Annotated in this window: 18 protein-coding genes; 7 read left to right on the top strand and 11 right to left on the bottom strand. The window is 45.0% G+C overall.

Annotated features, from left to right (window positions below; translation table 11 throughout):
- Positions 1-52: 52 nt before the first annotated feature.
- The 8 genes from ACMXYR_RS02960 to rpe all read right to left on the bottom strand — a co-directional run bounded on the left by ACMXYR_RS02960 (position 53) and on the right by rpe (position 8317).
- Entirely contained in the window at positions 53-1690 is a 1638-nt protein-coding gene (locus ACMXYR_RS02960) for a cache domain-containing protein (RefSeq protein ID WP_415902848.1), read from the bottom strand.
- Positions 1691-1912: 222 nt separating this feature from the next.
- Entirely contained in the window at positions 1913-2320 is a 408-nt protein-coding gene (locus ACMXYR_RS02955; RefSeq protein WP_415888066.1) for an OsmC family protein, read from the bottom strand.
- Positions 2321-2338: 18 nt separating this feature from the next.
- Positions 2339-3148 carry an indole-3-glycerol phosphate synthase TrpC gene (gene trpC, locus ACMXYR_RS02950; protein WP_415902847.1) on the bottom strand — a complete coding sequence of 270 codons (810 nt, stop codon included), beginning with the start codon at positions 3146-3148 and terminating at the stop codon, positions 2339-2341.
- A 3-nt stretch (positions 3149-3151) separates the two neighbouring features.
- Positions 3152-4174, bottom strand: coding sequence for an anthranilate phosphoribosyltransferase (gene trpD / locus ACMXYR_RS02945; protein ID WP_415902846.1), 1023 nt, complete (start codon positions 4172-4174; stop codon positions 3152-3154).
- 18 nt (positions 4175-4192) lie between these two features.
- The gene (locus ACMXYR_RS02940; protein WP_415887002.1) at positions 4193-4786 is read right to left on the bottom strand and encodes an aminodeoxychorismate/anthranilate synthase component II; all 594 of its coding nucleotides are present in this window, start codon (positions 4784-4786) and stop codon (positions 4193-4195) included.
- A 46-nt stretch (positions 4787-4832) separates the two neighbouring features.
- A complete protein-coding gene (gene trpE / locus ACMXYR_RS02935) occupies positions 4833-6317 on the bottom strand; it encodes an anthranilate synthase component I (protein ID WP_415902845.1) in 1485 nt (494 codons plus the stop codon).
- A 648-nt stretch (positions 6318-6965) separates the two neighbouring features.
- Positions 6966-7640, bottom strand: coding sequence for a phosphoglycolate phosphatase (locus tag ACMXYR_RS02930; RefSeq protein WP_415902844.1), 675 nt, complete (start codon positions 7638-7640; stop codon positions 6966-6968).
- Positions 7640-8317, bottom strand: coding sequence for a ribulose-phosphate 3-epimerase (rpe, locus tag ACMXYR_RS02925; protein ID WP_415883506.1), 678 nt, complete (start codon positions 8315-8317; stop codon positions 7640-7642). Before rpe ends, ACMXYR_RS02930 begins: the two co-directional genes overlap by 1 nt.
- A 121-nt stretch (positions 8318-8438) precedes the next feature.
- Here rpe and ACMXYR_RS02920 point away from each other — a divergent pair, with 121 nt between their 5' ends.
- Entirely contained in the window at positions 8439-9539 is a 1101-nt protein-coding gene (locus tag ACMXYR_RS02920; protein WP_415902843.1) for a DUF3530 family protein, read from the top strand.
- Positions 9540-9546: 7 nt separating this feature from the next.
- Here the strand turns inward: ACMXYR_RS02920 and djlA are convergent, their stop codons facing one another.
- Genes djlA through ACMXYR_RS02905 form a run of 3 tightly spaced genes read right to left on the bottom strand, consistent with a single transcriptional unit; the run spans position 9547 to position 12093 of the window.
- Positions 9547-10368: a co-chaperone DjlA gene (gene djlA, locus ACMXYR_RS02915; protein ID WP_415902842.1), complete on the bottom strand. Its 822-nt coding sequence runs from the start codon at positions 10366-10368 to the stop codon at positions 9547-9549.
- Positions 10358-11044: an N-acetylmuramate alpha-1-phosphate uridylyltransferase MurU gene (gene murU / locus ACMXYR_RS02910; RefSeq protein WP_415902841.1), complete on the bottom strand. Its 687-nt coding sequence runs from the start codon at positions 11042-11044 to the stop codon at positions 10358-10360. The genes djlA and murU overlap by 11 nt, the downstream gene beginning before the upstream one ends.
- Positions 11041-12093: an aminoglycoside phosphotransferase family protein gene (locus ACMXYR_RS02905; RefSeq protein WP_415902840.1), complete on the bottom strand. Its 1053-nt coding sequence runs from the start codon at positions 12091-12093 to the stop codon at positions 11041-11043. Before ACMXYR_RS02905 ends, murU begins: the two co-directional genes overlap by 4 nt.
- 245 nt (positions 12094-12338) lie before the next feature.
- Between ACMXYR_RS02905 and lptD the strand changes: the two genes are divergently transcribed.
- The 6 genes from lptD to ACMXYR_RS02875 are packed head-to-tail and all read left to right on the top strand — an operon-like array spanning position 12339 to position 19581.
- The gene (gene lptD, locus ACMXYR_RS02900; RefSeq protein ID WP_415902839.1) at positions 12339-15206 is read left to right on the top strand and encodes an LPS assembly protein LptD; all 2868 of its coding nucleotides are present in this window, start codon (positions 12339-12341) and stop codon (positions 15204-15206) included.
- The gene (locus tag ACMXYR_RS02895) at positions 15196-16494 is read left to right on the top strand and encodes a peptidylprolyl isomerase (protein WP_415902838.1); all 1299 of its coding nucleotides are present in this window, start codon (positions 15196-15198) and stop codon (positions 16492-16494) included. Before lptD ends, ACMXYR_RS02895 begins: the two co-directional genes overlap by 11 nt.
- Before the next feature lie 4 nt (positions 16495-16498).
- Positions 16499-17497, top strand: a complete 999-nt coding sequence (gene pdxA / locus ACMXYR_RS02890) for a 4-hydroxythreonine-4-phosphate dehydrogenase PdxA (RefSeq protein ID WP_415902837.1) — start codon at positions 16499-16501, stop codon at positions 17495-17497.
- Between the two features lie 3 nt (positions 17498-17500).
- A complete protein-coding gene (gene rsmA / locus ACMXYR_RS02885) occupies positions 17501-18307 on the top strand; it encodes a 16S rRNA (adenine(1518)-N(6)/adenine(1519)-N(6))-dimethyltransferase RsmA (RefSeq protein WP_415902836.1) in 807 nt (268 codons plus the stop codon).
- An 11-nt stretch (positions 18308-18318) separates the two neighbouring features.
- Positions 18319-18705, top strand: coding sequence for a Co2+/Mg2+ efflux protein ApaG (gene apaG / locus ACMXYR_RS02880; protein WP_415886989.1), 387 nt, complete (start codon positions 18319-18321; stop codon positions 18703-18705).
- 15 nt (positions 18706-18720) lie between these two features.
- Positions 18721-19581 carry a symmetrical bis(5'-nucleosyl)-tetraphosphatase gene (locus ACMXYR_RS02875; protein ID WP_415902835.1) on the top strand — a complete coding sequence of 287 codons (861 nt, stop codon included), beginning with the start codon at positions 18721-18723 and terminating at the stop codon, positions 19579-19581.
- Positions 19582-19583: the final 2 nt, after the last annotated feature.

Raw genomic sequence — 19583 nt, 5'->3', positions numbered from 1 at the left:
CCTAACAAGAGCTATGCAAGAAAAAGACTAGCAATAGAGGTATTTAGAAACATCAACTCACTTGATGCATCGATACATAAGCACCCAGCTTCTCACCGGAGGTATCAAATAGTGGCTGACCACTGACACAAACACGTTTAGGCTCGCTCGTATTTGAAACAATAACGATCTCTAGGTTTGAGATATGCTCGCCATTCAACGCTCTAAATATTGGCCATTGCGATTTATCCAGCTGAGTTACACCATCCGCCTCAAACAGCTTAAAGGGAGCATCTTCAAAGCGATCAAGGTGAGCACCGTCAGCCAAGCCCCTAAGCTGATTTACCACACGATTCGAATAGACAAAACGTCCTTCAACATCACAAACCACAACACCGCTGTCAATATTGGCCAAAACCGCTTCCATAAAGTGCGCCTGCTGAGTTAGACGTTTTCTCAAGGCTTCACTTTTTTGCTGATTATCTTTTAGGAAACTAACCAAATCCTTAAACGCATGCGTCGTATCAGAGATATCATGAAAAATACTGCTACCTGCATCGATATTGACTTCTAGCTGCCCCTTTTTCACCGACTCAACACTCTTCTGCAATCTAATAATTGGACGTGATAACGAGCGCGCAAACCAGATACCAACAATCAAACTGACCAGGGTTATCCCTCCAGCAACAATAAAGTTAAATTTCTGATTTGCTTTAATTTCTGTAAGGAAGTCATCTTCAGGTACATACAGACCTAATAGCCAAGGCCAGTTATCTGAAAACGGAGTGAAGACTGCGTGGTACTTTTTCCCATCATGCGTATAGCTAGTATTCACCGCCGTGTTCAACACATACCAGCCCGGAGCACGTTCGAGTGAATCAACCGCTGCGCGAGTTGCCTTATTACTCAGCTCACCAACTTTCAACAGGCGCTTAACCTCTTCATTCTGAGCATAGGCCCCCTGAAGGTTACGGTGAGCAATCACATCACCGTTATTATTCATAATCAACGCGGAAGCATGCTCACTTAATTCAAGGTAACCCAAAAAATCTGATAGTGCAGAGAGGTCGATATCTACCCCGACAACGCCGATAAGCTCTCCATTTTTTGTAAATACTGGGCTAGCAACAGTAATTCCCGGCGTTTGAGAGGTAAAAAATAGATAAGGGTCCGTCCAGGTTTGCTGCCTTTCACCTAACGCCTTTGTAAACCACGGCCGTGTTCTTGGATCATAAGAGTCGAACGGATCCTCAGCTGTTTTCACCAGTTCTTGATCCTGGCCAAACCAACGATTAACGACTGTTCTTTCCCCAGCCTCTTCATTTATACGCTTAATTTGGTATGGGCTTATTTCGGAGCTTCTACGTACAAAATAGAAATCCCCATCAAGATTACCGTAATAGATACCTGCAATATGAGGGAACAACATAAGCTGTTCGAAGAAATACTGCTCCATCTCATCGGGACGCTCTTCGCTTACAACCTCATTCCGGGCTAAGCTCTGGGTCAGACTAACAGCAGAACGCGCAGGAGAAAGAAATTCTTCTGAGTGCTGGATAACTTCGCGGGATAGATTGCGCATTAATTTTTGAGCATGACCTATTAGGACCTGCTCAGTGGTGATGTAGGACGAGGCCAGGATCACACATACCGTTACGATCTGCAGCGTCACTATACCTATAGCTAGTGTTTTAGATATCGATAAGCGCATCGCCCCACTAAATCCCCTAAACCTTACCTATACAAGCCCTTTTAGGAGATAAAAATCAAACCCTACATCCATCAAAAAGGGGCAACAATAACCTTAAAAAACAAGCAACTAACTAAATAACATTGCAACTAATATAGCGGATAAATAGTGAGACACCAGTAAAAAATAAAAAAGGGCCACTAAAAAGCAGCCCTGTATCAGGAAAATCACTCAAAAATGAGATTATTCTACTTCAACAATCTCATAGCTGTGGGTAATTTCAACACCACCTCGTTCAAGCATCAAGGATGCAGAGCAGTATTGTTCAGCCGACAACTTTACAGCACGCTCCACTTTCTTCTCACTCAAGCCCCGACCACTAACTACAAATTTTATGTGGATCTTAGTAAAGACTGCTGGCACTTCGTCAGCACGCTCAGACTCAATTTCTGCAACACAATCAACTACATCTTGACGCGTTTTTTTCAAAATACCCACAACATCGTAGCTAGTACAGCCACCTAGACCCAGAAGCATAAGCTCCATAGGGCGCGGCCCCTGCTTCAGCTCGCCATCGATCATTAGATCAAAACCAGAACCGGTTGTGCCTTGAAAACGCACATCACCATCCCATTTAACCTTGGCACTCATACTCATAAAGCTACAACCTTACTCAAACAATTCTTTTAATTTTTGGCCTGGATTTTCAGCACGCATAAACGCTTCACCTACCAAGAAGCTATGAACGTTATGATCGCGCATTGCCTGCACATCTTCGCGACTATGGATACCACTTTCAGTAACGACAATTCGATCATCTGAAATAGAGTTCAGCAAATCATAGGTATTATTTAACGTCACCTCAAAGGTATGTAGATTTCGGTTATTAATACCAACCAACTTATTATTTAGCGGAAGAGAACGCTCTAATTCATCAGCACCATGAACTTCAATTAAGACATCCATTCCCAACTCAAGCGCCAGACCATTCAGATCAGCCATTTGCTGATCTTCTAAGGCAGATACAATCAATAGGATGCAGTCAGCACCAATAGCACGTGCTTCATACACCTGGTATGGATCAACAATAAAGTCTTTACGGATAATCGGCAAAGAACAGGCTGCACGCGCCTGCATCAGATACTCTTCGCTACCGTGAAAATAATCTTTATCCGTCAAAACTGACAAACAACTTGCGCCACCCAATTCATAAGATTTAGCAATATCAGCTGGTACAAACGGATCTCTCAGCAATCCTTTAGATGGACTATGCTTTTTAGCTTCAGCAATAACCGCAGAACGTCCTTCAGCAATCGCTCTCTCCATATTTGCAACAAAACCACGAGGATCAAAATCACTTCCCTTTTGGTCCGCAATACGTGCTTTAAGATCAGCAATAGAAACTTTTGGCTGTCGCTCCGAAACCTCTTGAGCTTTACGGGCAAGAATTTTCTTTAAAATCGTTGGTGTATCTGACATCTCTTAACCCTTAAACGCCTGACTAAAGTCAGCCAATTCTTTAACTTTAGATGCTGCCGCACCACTTAAAATCGTCTCTTTAGCCAACGCCACACCCTCTTTAAGACTTACAGCCTGATCCGAAACATAGAGAGCTGCGCCAGCATTGATAGCAATCATATCAACCGCTTTAGCATGCTCACCGGCAAACGCCGCTTGAATCATTTCCAAACTTTCAGCAGAGCTATTTACTTGTAAACCCTCTAGCGTTTGCTTGCTAAGGCCTGCATCTTCAGCGGTCAAAGTATACTCACTCACTTCACCACCTTTTAGCTCAGCCACATAGGTATCACCGGCCAAACTAATTTCATCCAAACCTTCTGCCGCGTGAACAACCATCGCATGAACCGCACCTAATGCCTGCAAAGCCTCAGCTAGAGGGCGGCAAAGTGCTTTATCAAACACACCCAATAGGTAATGTTTAACACCTGCTGGGTTAGTTAAAGGCCCCAAGATATTAAATAAGGTTCTTAAGGACATCTCTTTACGAGGACCAATGGCATGCTTCATTGCACTGTGGTGCTGAGGTGCAAACATAAAACCCAAACCCACCTTCTCGATGCATTGCGCAATTTCTTCAGGTTTAAGCTCTAAATTAATGCCCGCTGTTTCTAACAAGTCAGCAGAACCCGAGCTGGAAGAGACAGAGCGATTACCATGTTTAGCGACATGACCACCAGCCGCAGCAACAACAAAAGAACAAGCGCTAGAAACGTTAAATAGATTCGCACCATCACCACCGGTGCCTACGATATCAACGGCGTTAGGGACATTAATATCCACAGGCGTTGCTAGAGATCGCATCGCATCAGCAGCACCGGTTATTTCATTTACTGTTTCGCCTTTCATACGCAAAGCGATCAATAAACCACCGATTTGTGCATCGGTCGCTTGCCCTGTCATGATCTGATTCATCACAGCACGCATATCTTCTTGGCAAAGGTCCTGACGATCCACAACCAAAGTTAATGCTTGTTTAATATCCATTGATTATCCTTAGTAATTTCAGGCTGCAGGCTTGCCGCGTTTCAAGAAATTGGCCAATAAATCATGGCCTTGCTCCGTCAAAATAGATTCAGGGTGAAACTGGACTCCCTCAATATCTAGAGTCTTATGTCTAACACCCATAATCTCGTCAATATTACCCTGTTCATCTTGAGTCCAAGAGGTAACCTCCAAGCAATCCGGAAGCGTATTTTGATCAATTACAAGAGAGTGGTAACGAGTCACTTCCACAGGCTGTGCTAGCCCTTCAAATACGCCTGCGTCTATATGATGAACAGGAGAAGTTTTACCGTGCATTACCTGCTTTGCTCGCACTATATCACCACCAAAAGCCTGACCAATACTCTGATGACCTAAACAGATGCCAAGAATTGGCAACTTACCTGCAAAGTGTTCAATCGCGGCTACAGAGACACCCGCTTCATTTGGGGTGCATGGGCCTGGAGAGATAACAAGATGATCCGGATTGAGCGCTTCGATCTCTTCAATCGTAATTTCATCATTACGATAAACACGCACATCAGCGCCAAGCTCACCCAGATACTGAACTACGTTGTATGTAAACGAATCGTAGTTATCGATCATTAATAACATTATTCAGCCCCTAATAAGATGAAATTAGCTGATTGATTTTGCAATATCATAGATTATCCAAGCCTCGCTCAACCATAGCAACCGCACTGAATACTGCACGGCCTTTATTCATGGTTTCTTTCCACTCCAAACGCGGCACGGAGTCAGCCACAACACCTGCACCCGCTTGAATATGCAGCACTTCATCTTTAATAACAGCTGTGCGAATTGCGATCGCCGTGTCCATATTACCATTCCAAGATAGGTAACCTACCGCGCCACCATAAACACCGCGTTTCACAGGCTCCATCTCGTCAATAATCTCCATCGCGCGCACTTTCGGTGCACCACTTAAAGTACCGGCCGGTAAAGTTGCACGCAGCACATCCATAGCAGAAACATCAGGTTTCAGCTTGCCGTTCACATTCGACACAATGTGCATTACATGCGAATAGCGCTCTATAACCATCTTATCGGTGAGTTCAACACCACCTATTTCAGCCACACGACCAACATCGTTGCGCCCAAGATCTATCAACATCAAGTGCTCTGCGATCTCCTTTGGATCAGCAAGCAATTCTTGTTCCATAGCCAGATCTTCTTCTGGAGTAAGGCCGCGCTTACGCGTGCCAGCAATTGGGCGAACGCTTACCTGCTTATCTTCCACACGCGCCAATATTTCAGGAGAGGAACCAACCACATGAAAATCATCAAGATTGAGAACATACATGTAAGGGGAAGGGTTAAGGCAGCGTAGCGCTCGGTATAGATCTAACGGCTTGCTTTTAAAAGGAATCGACATACGCTGGGAGATAACGCATTGCATGATATCGCCATCAAGCACGTACTCTTTGATTTTATCCACAGAATCTTTAAAGGCCTGTTCACCATAGCTCGACTTAAATTCTGTTTCAGATACTTCACGCTGCTGTTCTGCCGGAGTTGCTTCATAAGGCGTAGCTGTATGAAGTTTCTCTACCAACTGATCAAGACGCGCCTGCGCTTTCTCATAAGCTTGATCTTCAGCTGGATCTGCATGTGAGATTAAGATCAACTTGCCTGCTAGGTTATCAAACACAACAACTTCATCAGACACCATCAATAAAATATCAGGTGTACCCAACAGGTCTTCAGGGCAGCTATCTTTTAAGCGCTTCTCAACATAACGTACGCAATCATAACCAAAGTAGCCGACAAGACCGCCATTAAAACGCGGCATCCCCTCTAACTGCGGCACACGGTAGCGAGCTTGAAATATCTCTACAAAATCCAAAGGATCAGACATCTCCAGTTCTTCTATAAGTTTACCGTCTTCTGTAATTGAGATTTTTTCGCCATGCACTTTCAGAATCGTCCGACAAGGCAAACCGATAATGGAGTAACGCCCCCATTTTTCACCACCTTCAACAGATTCTAAAAGGTAGCTATACGCCGTATTAGCCAGTTTTTTGTAAGTAGATAAGGGCGTATCCAGATCAGCTAAGACTTCACGTGTAACGGGAATGCGGTTGTAATTCTGCGCGGCTAGTTCCGCAAATAATTCAGGAGTCATGTCTCTATCTCATAATGCCAAAAACGATATTAAGGGCGATCTGAGCAGACACTATATTTATGAAGGGACAAACTTTATGAACCAACGCATTAGAAGGAAAAGCAGCGAGATCTATCTATGCGCCAAAAACCAACCCTAACAGTGCCTGCTGATTAAAAAATCAGGCACGCCATCGCCATCGTTCACCCACGTACGGGAGACGATCTTTTTCAGCATTATTTTTCACGGTCGCTGTAGCAAATAGCATCACGGCAGGTTTAATTAAATTTATGAATAGCCAAAAGATATAGCAGCACCCTATTTGAATCAACTACCACCGCCTACTATTCATACATTAATTGAGGACTTTTGCTGTTTTTAATCCCAAAGAACAACGCAAAATGCAATCAAATAGAAGAACCACAAAAGGTATAAACCTTCGTTAGCAGAAGTGATAGGCAAAAAAAACCCCGACAAGCGGGGTATACAAGTGCTGTGATAAGAATCAGCCAAGCCAGAAAAGCGACTTGGCGGTACAAGCCATTGATAAATGGGGAATGACCTGTGAGCTTCTACAAGAGTAAATTCAACCCTAAAATATAAAAAATCGATTTTATTTAAATAAAAGATCGTTTTTTACGAAGATTAAATTTCGCAAGCTCAAGATTCTTAGAATAGATGATCTAAACGCCCGACAATTTTATCGGGATTTGAGAGAGCAATATCTTCACCATGATTGTATCCGTATGGCACACACACCACTGGACAACCAGCTGCTCGCGCCGCCGCTACATCATTCACTGAATCCCCTACCATTAAGGTATTTTGGGGTTCGGCATCGCAACGTTTCATCGCTTCTTGTAAAGGCATTGGGTGAGGCTTTCGCTCAGACAGACTATCTCCACCCAAAACCACCTCAAAGAAATCACTTATCCCAAAGCCTTCCAACATACTATGAGTAAATGAGATGGGCTTGTTAGTGACTACGCCGAGCTTAACACCGCGGTCACGCATCCGCTCTAGGCATTCAAGCACACCAGGGTACAACTCACTCAGATCAGAAGTAGATTCAGCATAAAACGCAAGAAAAAGCTCATAAGCCTTATCAAACAGAGACTCGTCCACGCCTTCGCCCGCCATATCACCAGCTAAGGAACGACGCACTAAAACCGCTGCACCATTACCTACCCACTGCCCAACTTTGTCGATACCTGCAGGCACTCTCTCTATGGCAACAAGCATTCGATCAATTGCCTGAGCCAGATCAGGCACGCTATGAACCAACGTACCATCTAGATCAAACAAAACGAGTTTCGGGTTTTGCCCCTCAAACAGCTCTTGCATTAAGCAATCTTCGCTTTAGCCAATTCCGCTCTCATCTGAGCAATAGTCGCAGCGTAGTCATCTGTATTGAAGATGGCAGAACCAGCCACAAACGTATCAGCACCCGCTTCTGCAATTTCACGAATATTACCAATACCTACACCACCATCGATCTCCAAGCGGATATCACGCCCGCTTTGATTAATCATCTCGCGAGCCTGACGCAGTTTATCCAAAGTACCTGGAATGAATTTCTGACCACCAAAACCTGGATTCACAGACATCAATAGCACCATATCCACTTTATCCATTACATATTCCAAGTGGCTTAATGGCGTTGCAGGATTGAAAACCAAACCGGATTTACAACCGCCGTCTTTAATCATCTGCAAAGAACGATCGATATGTTCAGAACCTTCTGGATGGAAAGTGATGTAGCTGGCACCGGCTTCAATAAAATCGCCGATAATACGATCAACAGGCTTGACCATCAGATGCACATCAATTGGTGCCTCAATACCATGTTTTCTCAGCGCACTACACACCATTGGGCCAATCGTTAAATTTGGCACATAGTGATTATCCATCACATCAAAGTGCACATAATCTGCGCCTGCTGCCAAAACATTTTCAACTTCTTCGCCTAAACGCGCAAAGTCGGCAGATAGAATCGATGGTGCAATTTTGAAATCAGACATGGATATTTTCCAGTTACAAATAATTTAGGCATATTTTAGCGGAGCAGACATCTTGCTGTCAGCCTGCTTCTTACTCATAATCGTTCAAATGAAATTTTATTCTCTTCTCCTTAGTCTTAGTTTGATTTCTTCTGCCACCTTTTCCGCCGAAGAGGAAGCTAACGCAGGTACTGAAAAAACAGCCAGTGCAGCTCAACCATCAGCGCCTACTATCGAAAGAACTGAACCCAGTAGAGAAAAGAATCTGCGCCAAGCTCTCTCATCACATCCTGACCCCAGCACCCAGGTACTGCAGCTCGACACAGGAAAAGATGGGGAACAATTACTTGGTTACTATTTAACTGAAGGCAGCGGAATGCCGCAGGGTGGCGTCATCATTTTCCCTGATGAGCTCACCCATATGGACTGGCCAGAAAATCTAAACCAAATCCGCACAGGCCTAGCCAATCATGGCTGGTATACATTAGCGGTATTTTTACCCCAACCGACTCAAGCCCCTCTGCCGAAACGTACGCTACCGGTTTTATCAGCTATAAAACCAACTCAGAGTTCAGACGACCCTCAAGACAGCTCAACCGAACCTGCAGCAGCACAAAAAGAAACCACTTCAGAAAACACCGAAACGCCTACTGACGCAGCAACGAACCAAAAGAAAAATGCCGCTAACGCACCAGCAGAGGCAGAGCAGGAGCAGGAAGAAAAAGAGAATTACCAAGAGATCGTAGCCCGCCTAGGCAACACCGCATTTGAGCACCTCAAAAAAGAGAAAGGCGTCGATAGAGTCGTAGTTTTAGGGGCCGGTACAGGTGCCACATGGGCGGCACAATACGTCCAGAAGCACCAAGAACAGCAAAACCTTCGCTTAGTTCTCTTAGACGCACGAGACTCTAAAACAGAGAACGCCCCGCGACTGTTAGAAATCCTACCTGAGATAAAAACTACCATTATCGATCTACACCACTCTGCTCGCAAATCGACAAATACAAATTACAGCGAAAACTCGCCAGAACGAAGATTGCGATTAGCGCGACATAAGCGCATGAACAACTTTCACCAAAGCCGCCTGCCGCAGACCAATGACAACTGGAAGAAAGATAACTCTTGGTTGTTCAAACACGTTCGCGGCATGATCAATACCTACATTATCAAAGCCGAACAACAAAGCCGAAGCATAGATATTCCATCGAAAGAGCAAAGCAACAAAGAACAAGCACCAGGCTAAGACGTGCTTATTTCCGTGCCGCCTTTATTCGCTCATAGGCAGCCTGGATTTCCTGGGATTTTTCTTTGGCGAGCTCAATCATCTCTTCTGGCAAGCCTTTAGAAACTAACTTATCAGGATGATGTTGACTCATCTGGCGGCGATAAGCTTTTTTCACTTCAGCATCAGACGCGCTTTCATCCACACCTAAAACCGCATAAGCATCTTTCAACAGCACTGCCGCATCAACACCAGCCTGACCGTGTTGATAAAAATCTCGCTGCGCTTTGACGCGAGCGATCACTTCTTCAACACTATCCGCGCCAAATTCCAGTAGATGACAGAGCTCTTCGATAATTTTTAGTTCAGGCGCGCTTACTTCACCATCCGCCATCGCCGCCTGCAATTGAATTTCAATAAACATCAATTTGACCGTAGGTCGGTGACGCAAAAGGATCGCAAGCGGCTTTACTGTTTTACTAAATTCAAAGTCTTCACTTTTCCCCCGAGTAAAAAGATCAATCGCCTCGCGCTTACGCTCATCTGTTAAGCGCATTTGGGTCATTACATTTCGAGCAAATTGAATCTCATCTTCTGTTACACGCCCATCCGCTTTCGCAATACGCCCCATAACGGAAAATGTAGCTTTGAAAAAAGCTTCTTGAGGATTTACAGCAGCCACTGCTTTGGTAAGCGCTCTACTAATCAAGTAACCGACAAACCCACCAAATATCAGCCCCCAGAAGCCACCGGAGAACAAACCTACCGCCGCACCCAGTAATATAGAAGTAGAATACCGCTTAACGCCTGATCCTAATTGCGCGCCCGCCTCTTGTGCATCAAAGGCCATTAATCTGATTCTCCAACACTAATCTATTGATCTCATCCAATCTTTCAGGTGTTCCGATATCTGCCCAAAAACCCTCGAACAACTCACCTGAAACCTTACCTTCAGCCATCTGCTCTCTAAGCAACGGTGCCAATGGAGCCTTCTCATCTAACGCGATACCTTCAAACATCTCAATAGATAAGCGACTAATTCCACTAAAGGTATAACCTATTTCATCATCATTATTCACACATCCCTGCTGCAACCCAAAATCACCATTAGGGTTATGCTCTGGATTAGGCACTAATACCAGGTAAGAATCATCAGATTCAATCAACAACTTTTCAAATGGGTAGTTTGTAAAGACATCACCATTTACTAGCAAAAACTGTTTTTCGCCACCATAAGCTAACAATGACAACGCCTTACGAATACCTCCCGCCGTCTCTAGAGGCTCCGACTCAGCAGAATATTGGATTGAAACGCCGTATTTAGAGCCATCCCCTAAATACTCTTCTATTTGAGCACCAAGCCAAGCATGATTAATTACTATTTCTTTAATACCGGCACGCATCAAACGATCAATGTGATATTCAATCAAAGCTCGGTCGGCGACTTTTAAGAGCGGCTTAGGCGTTTTCAGCGTTAAAGGACGCATTCTGGTGCCTAAGCCGGCGGCTAAGATCATCGCCTTCATGACACAATCCAATTATCCAAAACCGTGTCAGAAAAATGTTCACTGTTACGCATCGCTGGCAGCAATTCCGATACCATCCATCCGGCAACCGGCTTTAACTCCTCAACTTTAGCGGCCACGGCAATAAGATAATTCAAGGTTCTAGGTATATCAGCTAAATAACCAGACTTGCCATCACGTATGTGTAAACGCGCAAAAATCCCCATAGCTTTAAGGTGACGCTGAGCACCCATCAGATCAAACCAACGCTTAAAATAAACACTATCAGGCATATTTTGACCGTTAGCGATCAAATCCTGCCTGTATCCCTCGACCCAGCCATAGACCTTTTCATCCGGCCAATCGATATAGCAGTCTCGTAACAAAGACACTAAATCGTATGTAACAGGCCCCTCAACTGCATCCTGAAAATCGATAATCCCTGGTGCCAAATCCTTGCGATACATAATATTTCGCGAATGATAATCTCGATGAACGAAAACTTTCGGCTGTTCTAAGGCGGAATCGATCAGATAGTCAAATAGAAAAGAGACTAAGCGCTGCGCCTCATCATTCAACTTTACGCCCAGTAATTTTTCCACAAACCATTCTCGAAACAACTCAACTTCTCGACAAAGTAGCGCTTCATCATACAAAGGTAACTCTTTACCCCGAGCAGGCTGGCAGCCCTGCATCAACAACAAGGTCTTTAAAGCTTCGTCATACAAACCATCAACACTTTCATCTGAAAGCTGATCTAGATAAAGATCATCACCAAAATCACCAAGAAGCATAAAGCCTTTAGACAGATCATGATTGTGAATATGCGGCACAGGAACACCTGTTCGTTCCAATGCAGTCGCCACCTCTATAAATGGACGACTGTCTTCTTTTTCTGGCGGGGCATCCACAGCTATCCAAGTATTTTCACCGGATATTGCTCGAAAATAACGCCGAAAGCTGGCATCACCTGATACAGTTTCGAGCTGCCAATTTTGACTATCAAACCCCGAAAATCCTGGCAAAATTTCCAACAACCACTCTTTTAAATCTGTATACCTCAGATCCATCTAAATACGCCCCATAAACCAACTACATGCTTAAACGAGCTATTATGACACTCAGATAACCCAAAAAGGTAGAAGCGTTCAGTAATTCATTCGTTAATCATTAATGCTTAACTCTCAACAAAAACCCGGCAGAACTCTACACTCACTGCCTAGAATGATTTATCATTCTGCCCCTTATGCTTAATTTCACTGAGGTTCGGCCACAACCGAATTCTTCGGAACCGCTGAAACGGATTTAGTATTTGATGCCCTTCGCCAAACGATCGACATATTCACTAACGTTAGCCATTAGTGCTGCATTAGTCTCTAGCTATGCGACTGCAGAAAACAAACCATCTGAACAAGAGATGGCTTGGAGTTGCAGCATGACCAAAGATGGCGAATGGGATTGCTCTGTGAATGAAGAGCTGGTTAATCAGACCGAAACCGAAGTGACCAAACAAACGCCTCAGGAATCAGTTGTTCAACAACCTGCTTCAACAACACCTAATCCTCAAGCTACGCCGGTTGAAATTAAAGCAACAACACCCGCCCAAGCAGCGCCCATTCCTAGAGTTAGGCAAGAAGCCGTAGTTTCGGTCCCAGCTACAACCCAAAGCCGCCCAAGCGTAAAGGCAAAAGCCACAAACAACGGAGTTTGGGACTGTATTGCTGGGACAAATGGTGAATGGCTCTGTAACGATGAGATCGAACAAGCACAGCAGCAACCTCAGCTAGCGTTTGAAACACCTACGCAAACGAACGTACAAACCACCGTTCCAGCTGTCGTTACTCACCAGCCTATACAAACAGCCGAAGTGATTGGAAGCGAATGGCAGTGTGGCACGAGCCCAAGCGGCGATTGGGATTGTCACAAAGTCAACATACACGCGCTTAGTCTTCCTCAATCACAGCAACGTAGTGGCTCATCTGAACCACTGTATAATACCGAAAACCCATACTCGCATTTAGATTGGGCTTATTACAGAAACCCTCAAGGTCAACAATGTGCCGGACGCTATTTAGAACCTAGCTACCCAACTGCAGGCGATGAACACCTAGAAAATCCTCCGCTATACCTCGAGGCTGACCAGTCATCTACAATTATCGGTGGGCTAAGCCGTTTACAGGGTGGCGTGACCATGCGTCAAGGTGGGCGCCGACTAAGCGCTAGCTCTGCAGAATTAGACCAAGTAACCAACAAGGCCCGTCTTAAAGGTAATGTTAAGTTCCGTGAAACTGGGTTGCTAATGCTAAGCGATAGCGCGCAGATCGACACAAGCAACTCAGAAGCAATTTTCAGCAATGCCCAATACGTAATTCATGAAGACGGCTTACGCGGATCTGCTGATCGAATCATACGTTTAGAGGATGAACGCCTCCGTATTGAAAACGGTGATTATACCTATTGCCCACCATTCAGTGATGCTTGGAAGCTAGAAGCCGACAGTATCGTTCTGAATAAAAACAAAGGCATTGGTGAAGCTGAAGATACTGTAATCCGTGTCGGTGGTGTACCTATTTTCTACGCACCGTACTTCACATTCCCAATCGATAATCGACGAAAATCAGGCTTCCTTTATCCAAGTATTGGTTACAGTACTGACGGCGGTTTAGATCTAGCAGTGCCATACTACTTCAATATCGCACCGAATATGGACGACACACTGACTGCTCGTTACATGTCAGATCGGGGGCTATTGCTAGAAAACGAATTCCGCCATATGAACAAGTGGTCTAGCAACACATTAAATACCGCTTACTTATCTAGCGACAAATCATTTAACGATGACAGATGGTTACTTGGTATAGATCACAAAGGCAGCCCTGCAGAAAGGTGGCGCACAAACATTGATTTCAGTGCAGTAAGTGATGATGATTATTTCGAAGATTTGGATACTAACCTAGAAGTAAGCCGTCAAGATCACTTAGACCAACGTGCGGACATCACTTACAGCCAGAACAACTGGAGTTTTAGAGCACGCGTTCATGATTATCAAACCATCGATAACAATAGTAAATCACCTTACAAACGCCTGCCGCAACTGACTCTGAAGGGCGAGAACACGTTCGGAGATGCCGGCGAATTTAAGTACATTGCCGAATATACTCAATTCGATAGAGACTTATCAGGATTAACCGGTCGTGATCGAATTATTGGTGACCGCCGTTTCTTAATGCCGACCATCAATTATCTATGGCAAGCTCCTTGGGGTTACATCAAACCGGAACTATCACTATGGAGCAGCAGTTACAGTTTAGATAATCAGCTATCAGGCCTAGGCGAGAGCCCAAGCGTCAACGTACCCATCCTCAGCCTAGATAGCACTGTAATTTTCGAAAGAGCACTTAGTAGCGGCGGCACACAAACATTAGAACCACGAATTTACGGTTTATACGTGCCAGAAGAAGATCAGGATGAAATCCCTGACTTCGATACATCAGAGCCTGACTTTAACTATAACGCCCTATTCCGCCACAACCGCTTTAGCGGTAAGGATAGAGTCGGAGATGCCAAACAGATCTCACTTGGACTCGCCAGCCGCTTTTATGGAAAAGATGGCAACGAGAAAGGCAGCCTGAGCATTGGTCAAGCCTACTATTTTGCCGACCGAAAAGTACAGTTAGATCCTGCATCACCAGATTCAACTGAAGGTCAGAGCGATATTGCGACTGAAGCAGTTTGGTATCTAAACCAAAACTTCCGCGCTAGCTTCGATGCGATCTTAGATAACAATGATTTCAGCAATACTGAATCAAACCTACGCTTACGTTATAACAGCGACCTAGATCATCGGTTTGACTTCAGCTACCGTTATGAAGAAGACACTCGTAAGCAGACAGACTTATCATTCATTTGGCCTTTAAGTGGCAGCTGGACTGCAATGGGTCGCTGGTTACATGATATTGAAGATAACGATAACCTAGAATCAGCACTAGGCCTCGAATACGAAAGCTGCTGCTGGAAAGTCAGCTTTGCCGGGCGCCGCTGGCTAGACGATAAAGACAATTACGATACAGGCATGTTCCTGAATTTCACCCTAAAAGGGCTTGGATCATTTGGTAGCGGCAGCAATGGCTTCCTAAATGACATTATTGGTTATGAAGAGCGTGAAGAGCACAATGACAAATAAGCTTCGCAAGATACTATTTTCTGCAGCTGTTTTCGGACTACTGATTCCAACATCGCAAGCAACTTTGGCTGCGGAAATCCCACTGGATCGCGTTGCTGCAGTTGTCAATGACGGCATAATTATGCAAAGTGAATTGGCACAGCGCACTGCTATAGTCAAAGAGCAACTAAGCGCCCGGAATACCAAACTACCACCGGAGCACATTTTACATAAACAGGTTTTAAACCGCCTAATTATCGACAGCATACAAAAGCAATTGGCTGCCAGACAAGGCATTCGAGTAACAGAAGGGCAGCTTGATGCAGCCATTGCACGGATCGCTGCTCAGAACAGCCTTACTTTAGATCAATTCCGCGATGCTCTAATTGCCGAAGGTCGAGATTATAATCAAGCTCGAGAGCAGATCCGCAACGAGATGCTGATCTCCAATGTACAGCAAAACCTTGTTAACCGAAGAATCCGCGTATCCGAGCAGGAACTAGAAAACTTCCTAAACTCAGCTAGCGGTCAGGAACAAACTTCAGCAGAGTATCTCCTCGGACACATTCTTCTAGCTACGCCATCCCAAGCATCCCCTGAGGCAATTCAGAAAGCGGAACGAGAAGCCAATGATGTCTTCAAAAAGCTAAAGTCCGGCGCCGATTTCGCTGAAATGGCTGTAGAGTTTTCCGATGCCCCTAATGCTCTTAAAGGCGGTGATTTAGGCTGGAGAAAGGTAAACGAACTACCAGAAGTACTAGGTAATGCGATTCGTAAACTATCTCCTGGCGATTTCAGCAAACCAGTACGATCTCCAAGTGGTTTCCATATTCTTTTGGCGAAGGATAAGCGCGGCGGTGCCGTACAACTAGTGCCTCAGCGTTTAGTTAGTCACATTTTGCTTAAGCCAAGTGAGATTCGCACATCTGAGCAGGCTAAACGCCAAATAACCCAGTTATACCAACGCATTCAATCTGGCGAAGATTTTGCCACATTAGCCAAAGAGTATAGCGACGACCCAGCAAGTGGCTCTGAAGGAGGCTCTTTAGGCTGGACGCAGGACGGCCAAATGGTGCCAGAATTCGAACAAGTGATGAACAATACTGGTATTGGGCAAGTATCAGTTCCTTTTGAATCACGCTTTGGCTGGCATATTTTGACGGTCTTAGATACGCGCACAGAAGACCTCGGCGCTCAGATGCAAGAAAATCAGGCTCGCGCAGCTATCCGCAAACGCAAGTACAATGAAGAATTAACTAACTGGTTACGCGAGATTCGCTCTCAGGCCTACGTCGACATTAAGGAGTGATTGCTTGGGTATCAATAGATTAGCAATCACCCCTGGTGAGCCCTCTGGCATTGGCCCCGACCTGTGCATTCAAATTGCGCAACTGGGCCATGACCATGAATTGATCGCATTTGCAGATCCTGAACTACTGCGCAAACGCGCGGAACAACTGCAACTGCCGATATCGATTGAACAGTTCGACCCAGAGCTTCCGCCTTCTCCTACGCCCGCAAGAACTCTAAAGGTCGTTCCTATATCACTAAAAGCTGAAGCGATTCCTGGTGAGCTTAATAGTGATAACGCACCTTATGTGCTAGAAACGCTAACACTAGCGACACAAGCCTGCCTCAATGGAACTTGCGACGCTTTGATAACAGCTCCTGTGCATAAAGGCATTATTAACGATGCTGGTATTCCTTTTAGCGGCCACACCGAGTTTCTTGAAGCACTTACAGAAAGCAATAAAGTCGTCATGATGTTAGCAACCGAAGGGTTAAAAGTTGCATTAGCAACAACCCACCTTCCCCTTCGGGACATTGCCGATGCGATTACACCCAAATTACTCACTGAAGTAATTGAGGTATTACATCACGATCTAGTAAACAGCTTTGGCATCAAAGAGCCCAACATCCTAGTCACCGGTCTCAACCCGCATGCTGGCGAAGGTGGCCATTTAGGTCGCGAAGAAATTGAAGTCATTGAACCTACACTAGATAAACTCAGAGCAAAAGACATAACTCTCAGTGGCCCTTGGCCAGCTGATACACTATTCACAGATAAGTACCTTGCTACAGCAGATGCCGTACTAGCCATGTACCACGACCAAGGCCTTCCAGTGCTAAAATACAAAGGCTTTGGCAAAGCTGTGAATATTACGCTCGGCATGCCTATTATTCGCACCTCGGTAGATCATGGTACTGCATTGGATCTTGCCGGAACTGGAACTGCCGACTCTGGCAGCCTAATGACTGCTATTGAATATGCAGGCATCATGGCTACCCACCGCAATCAAACTACGAACTAATTCATGACTAAAAAACCAGTAGCACACAAAGCCCGCAAGCGTTTCGGGCAAAACTTTTTGCACGATCACGGCGTGATTCGTCGCATTATTCGATCTATTGCACCTCATGAATCAGATCAACTAGTAGAGATTGGCCCGGGGTTAGGAGCCCTGACAGAAGAGCTGCTGAGCGAAGCAGGTGAACTTGATGCAATTGAGCTAGATAGAGACCTTCCTCCGATCTTACGCACCAAGTTCTTTAACTACGGTGACAAATTCCGCATTCATGAAGCGGATGCTATGAAATTTGATTTCTCCCAGCTACAAAAAGGAGAAAAGAGGCTGCGTATTGTAGGCAACCTTCCATACAACATATCCACTCAGCTAATATTCCATCTACTGAGTCATGCTGAGCAAGTAGAAGATATGCACTTCATGTTGCAAAAAGAAGTAGTTGATCGAATGTCTGCTGGACCTGGGGAAAACAATTACGGTCGATTAGGCATTATGGCGCAGTACTACTGCAAAGTTGAGTCACTGTTTGTCGTACCTCCAGGCGCATTTAACCCCGCTCCTAAAGTAGACTCAGCGATCATTAGGCTTACGCCTTACCGTGAGTTACCTCACGTAGCCAAAGATGTTTCACAATTTGAAACCGTTGTTCGCACGGCATTCAATATGCGCCGTAAAACGCTACGTAATAATTTAAAACCTTTACTATCTGCAGATGCGCTAGAAGAGATCGGCATCGATCCTGGCTTACGACCTGAAAAGCTTCCTATCTCAGACTTTGTTCGCATTAGTAACTACCTTACAGATCAGAAAGGTTAAATAAGGCATTTATGGAAACTATAGACCTAGGTAACAACGTCAATATCGACGTAGAAACCAACTATCTGGCCCAACAATCTGATCCAGACAGCAAACGCTTTGTTTTTTCATACAAAATTACGATCACCAATCATAATGATATGCCGGTCCAGCTTCTTAACCGTCATTGGCTAATTACCGATGGTAACCAGCACATCCAAGAAGTTCAGGGTGAAGGCGTTGTTGGCGAACAACCTGTGATTGATCCAGAATCGAGTTACACCTATACAAGCGGTGCAGTATTAGCCACCAGCGTCGGCAGCATGCAAGGCCACTATGAGATGAGCACCGATGAAGGCACTCAATTTAAAGCACCTATTGCAGCATTCACTCTAGCAAGACCTAACGCATTGCACTAAACACAGGCAACCAGTATGGCGACCTATGCGATTGGCGACATCCAAGGGTGCTACGACGAATTACAAGCCCTACTTAAAACTATTAACTTTACTAACAGCGACCATTTATGGATCGCTGGAGACCTCGTTAATCGCGGCCCTAAGTCACTAGAAACCTTAAGGTTTCTTCGCGATTTAGGTGACCGAGCAACCTGCGTTCTGGGAAATCATGATTTACACCTTCTCGCCGTCCACTATGGAGCAACAACCTGCAAACGCAGCGATACTCTGGATGAAATATTAGAAGCACCAGACCGTATTGAGCTAATGGATTGGCTAAGTAAGCAAAAGCTAATCGCGCATGACAAATCACTTAACGTGGTAATGGTTCACGCAGGTATTCCGCCTTGTTGGACTATTCGTAAAGCCCGCAAACGCGCAAAAGAAGTAGAAAAAGTTCTGCAAAGCGACCAAGCAAAAACTTTTTTCAACCACATGTATGGCAACAAACCCGATCTATGGAGTTCTGACTTAAGTGGTTGGGAACGCTTACGCCTTATTACGAACTATCTAACACGCATGCGCTTTTGTAGCCCTGAAGGGCAATTAGATTTCTCAGCCAAAGGCTCACTCGCATCACAACCCGAAGGCTACCAGCCTTGGTTTAAAGCTCCACGAAAAGATCCGGCAGAAATCGAAATTCGTATCCTATTTGGCCACTGGGCAGCGTTGGAGGGGAATGCCGATGCTGAGCATGTCTTTGCGCTTGATACAGGCTGTGTTTGGGGCAACAGATTAACCGCCCTTCGCATAGAAGACCATCAACTTTTTAGTGTTCCCGCACAAGGCAAAAAACCAAAGCCACCTCCGACATCCACTTATTTAAGCAACAGGTAACT

Origin of the sequence: Neptuniibacter sp. QD29_5 (assembly GCF_047778125.1) — a bacterium.
Lineage (GTDB): Bacteria > Pseudomonadota > Gammaproteobacteria > Pseudomonadales > Balneatricaceae > Neptuniibacter.
The sequence above is the reverse complement of the archived record's forward strand: the minus strand, read 5'-3'. Positions and strand labels throughout refer to the sequence as shown.

What these genes read in the sequence shown, in the direction of transcription:
- ACMXYR_RS02960 (WP_415902848.1), bottom strand. Translation starts at nt 1,690, where the DNA reads ATGCGCTTATCGATATCTAAAACACTAGCTATAGGTATAGTGACGCTG.
- ACMXYR_RS02955 (WP_415888066.1), bottom strand. Translation starts at nt 2,320, where the DNA reads ATGAGTGCCAAGGTTAAATGGGATGGTGATGTGCGTTTTCAAGGCACA.
- trpC (WP_415902847.1), bottom strand. Translation starts at nt 3,148, where the DNA reads ATGTCAGATACACCAACGATTTTAAAGAAAATTCTTGCCCGTAAAGCT.
- trpD (WP_415902846.1), bottom strand. Translation starts at nt 4,174, where the DNA reads ATGGATATTAAACAAGCATTAACTTTGGTTGTGGATCGTCAGGACCTT.
- ACMXYR_RS02940 (WP_415887002.1), bottom strand. Translation starts at nt 4,786, where the DNA reads ATGTTATTAATGATCGATAACTACGATTCGTTTACATACAACGTAGTT.
- trpE (WP_415902845.1), bottom strand. Translation starts at nt 6,317, where the DNA reads ATGACTCCTGAATTATTTGCGGAACTAGCCGCGCAGAATTACAACCGC.
- ACMXYR_RS02930 (WP_415902844.1), bottom strand. Translation starts at nt 7,640, where the DNA reads ATGCAAGAGCTGTTTGAGGGGCAAAACCCGAAACTCGTTTTGTTTGAT.
- rpe (WP_415883506.1), bottom strand. Translation starts at nt 8,317, where the DNA reads ATGTCTGATTTCAAAATTGCACCATCGATTCTATCTGCCGACTTTGCG.
- djlA (WP_415902842.1), bottom strand. Translation starts at nt 10,368, where the DNA reads ATGGCCTTTGATGCACAAGAGGCGGGCGCGCAATTAGGATCAGGCGTT.
- murU (WP_415902841.1), bottom strand. Translation starts at nt 11,044, where the DNA reads ATGAAGGCGATGATCTTAGCCGCCGGCTTAGGCACCAGAATGCGTCCT.
- ACMXYR_RS02905 (WP_415902840.1), bottom strand. Translation starts at nt 12,093, where the DNA reads ATGGATCTGAGGTATACAGATTTAAAAGAGTGGTTGTTGGAAATTTTG.
- lptD (WP_415902839.1), top strand. Translation starts at nt 12,339, where the DNA reads ATGCCCTTCGCCAAACGATCGACATATTCACTAACGTTAGCCATTAGT.
- ACMXYR_RS02895 (WP_415902838.1), top strand. Translation starts at nt 15,196, where the DNA reads ATGACAAATAAGCTTCGCAAGATACTATTTTCTGCAGCTGTTTTCGGA.
- rsmA (WP_415902836.1), top strand. Translation starts at nt 17,501, where the DNA reads ATGACTAAAAAACCAGTAGCACACAAAGCCCGCAAGCGTTTCGGGCAA.
- apaG (WP_415886989.1), top strand. Translation starts at nt 18,319, where the DNA reads ATGGAAACTATAGACCTAGGTAACAACGTCAATATCGACGTAGAAACC.
- ACMXYR_RS02875 (WP_415902835.1), top strand. Translation starts at nt 18,721, where the DNA reads ATGGCGACCTATGCGATTGGCGACATCCAAGGGTGCTACGACGAATTA.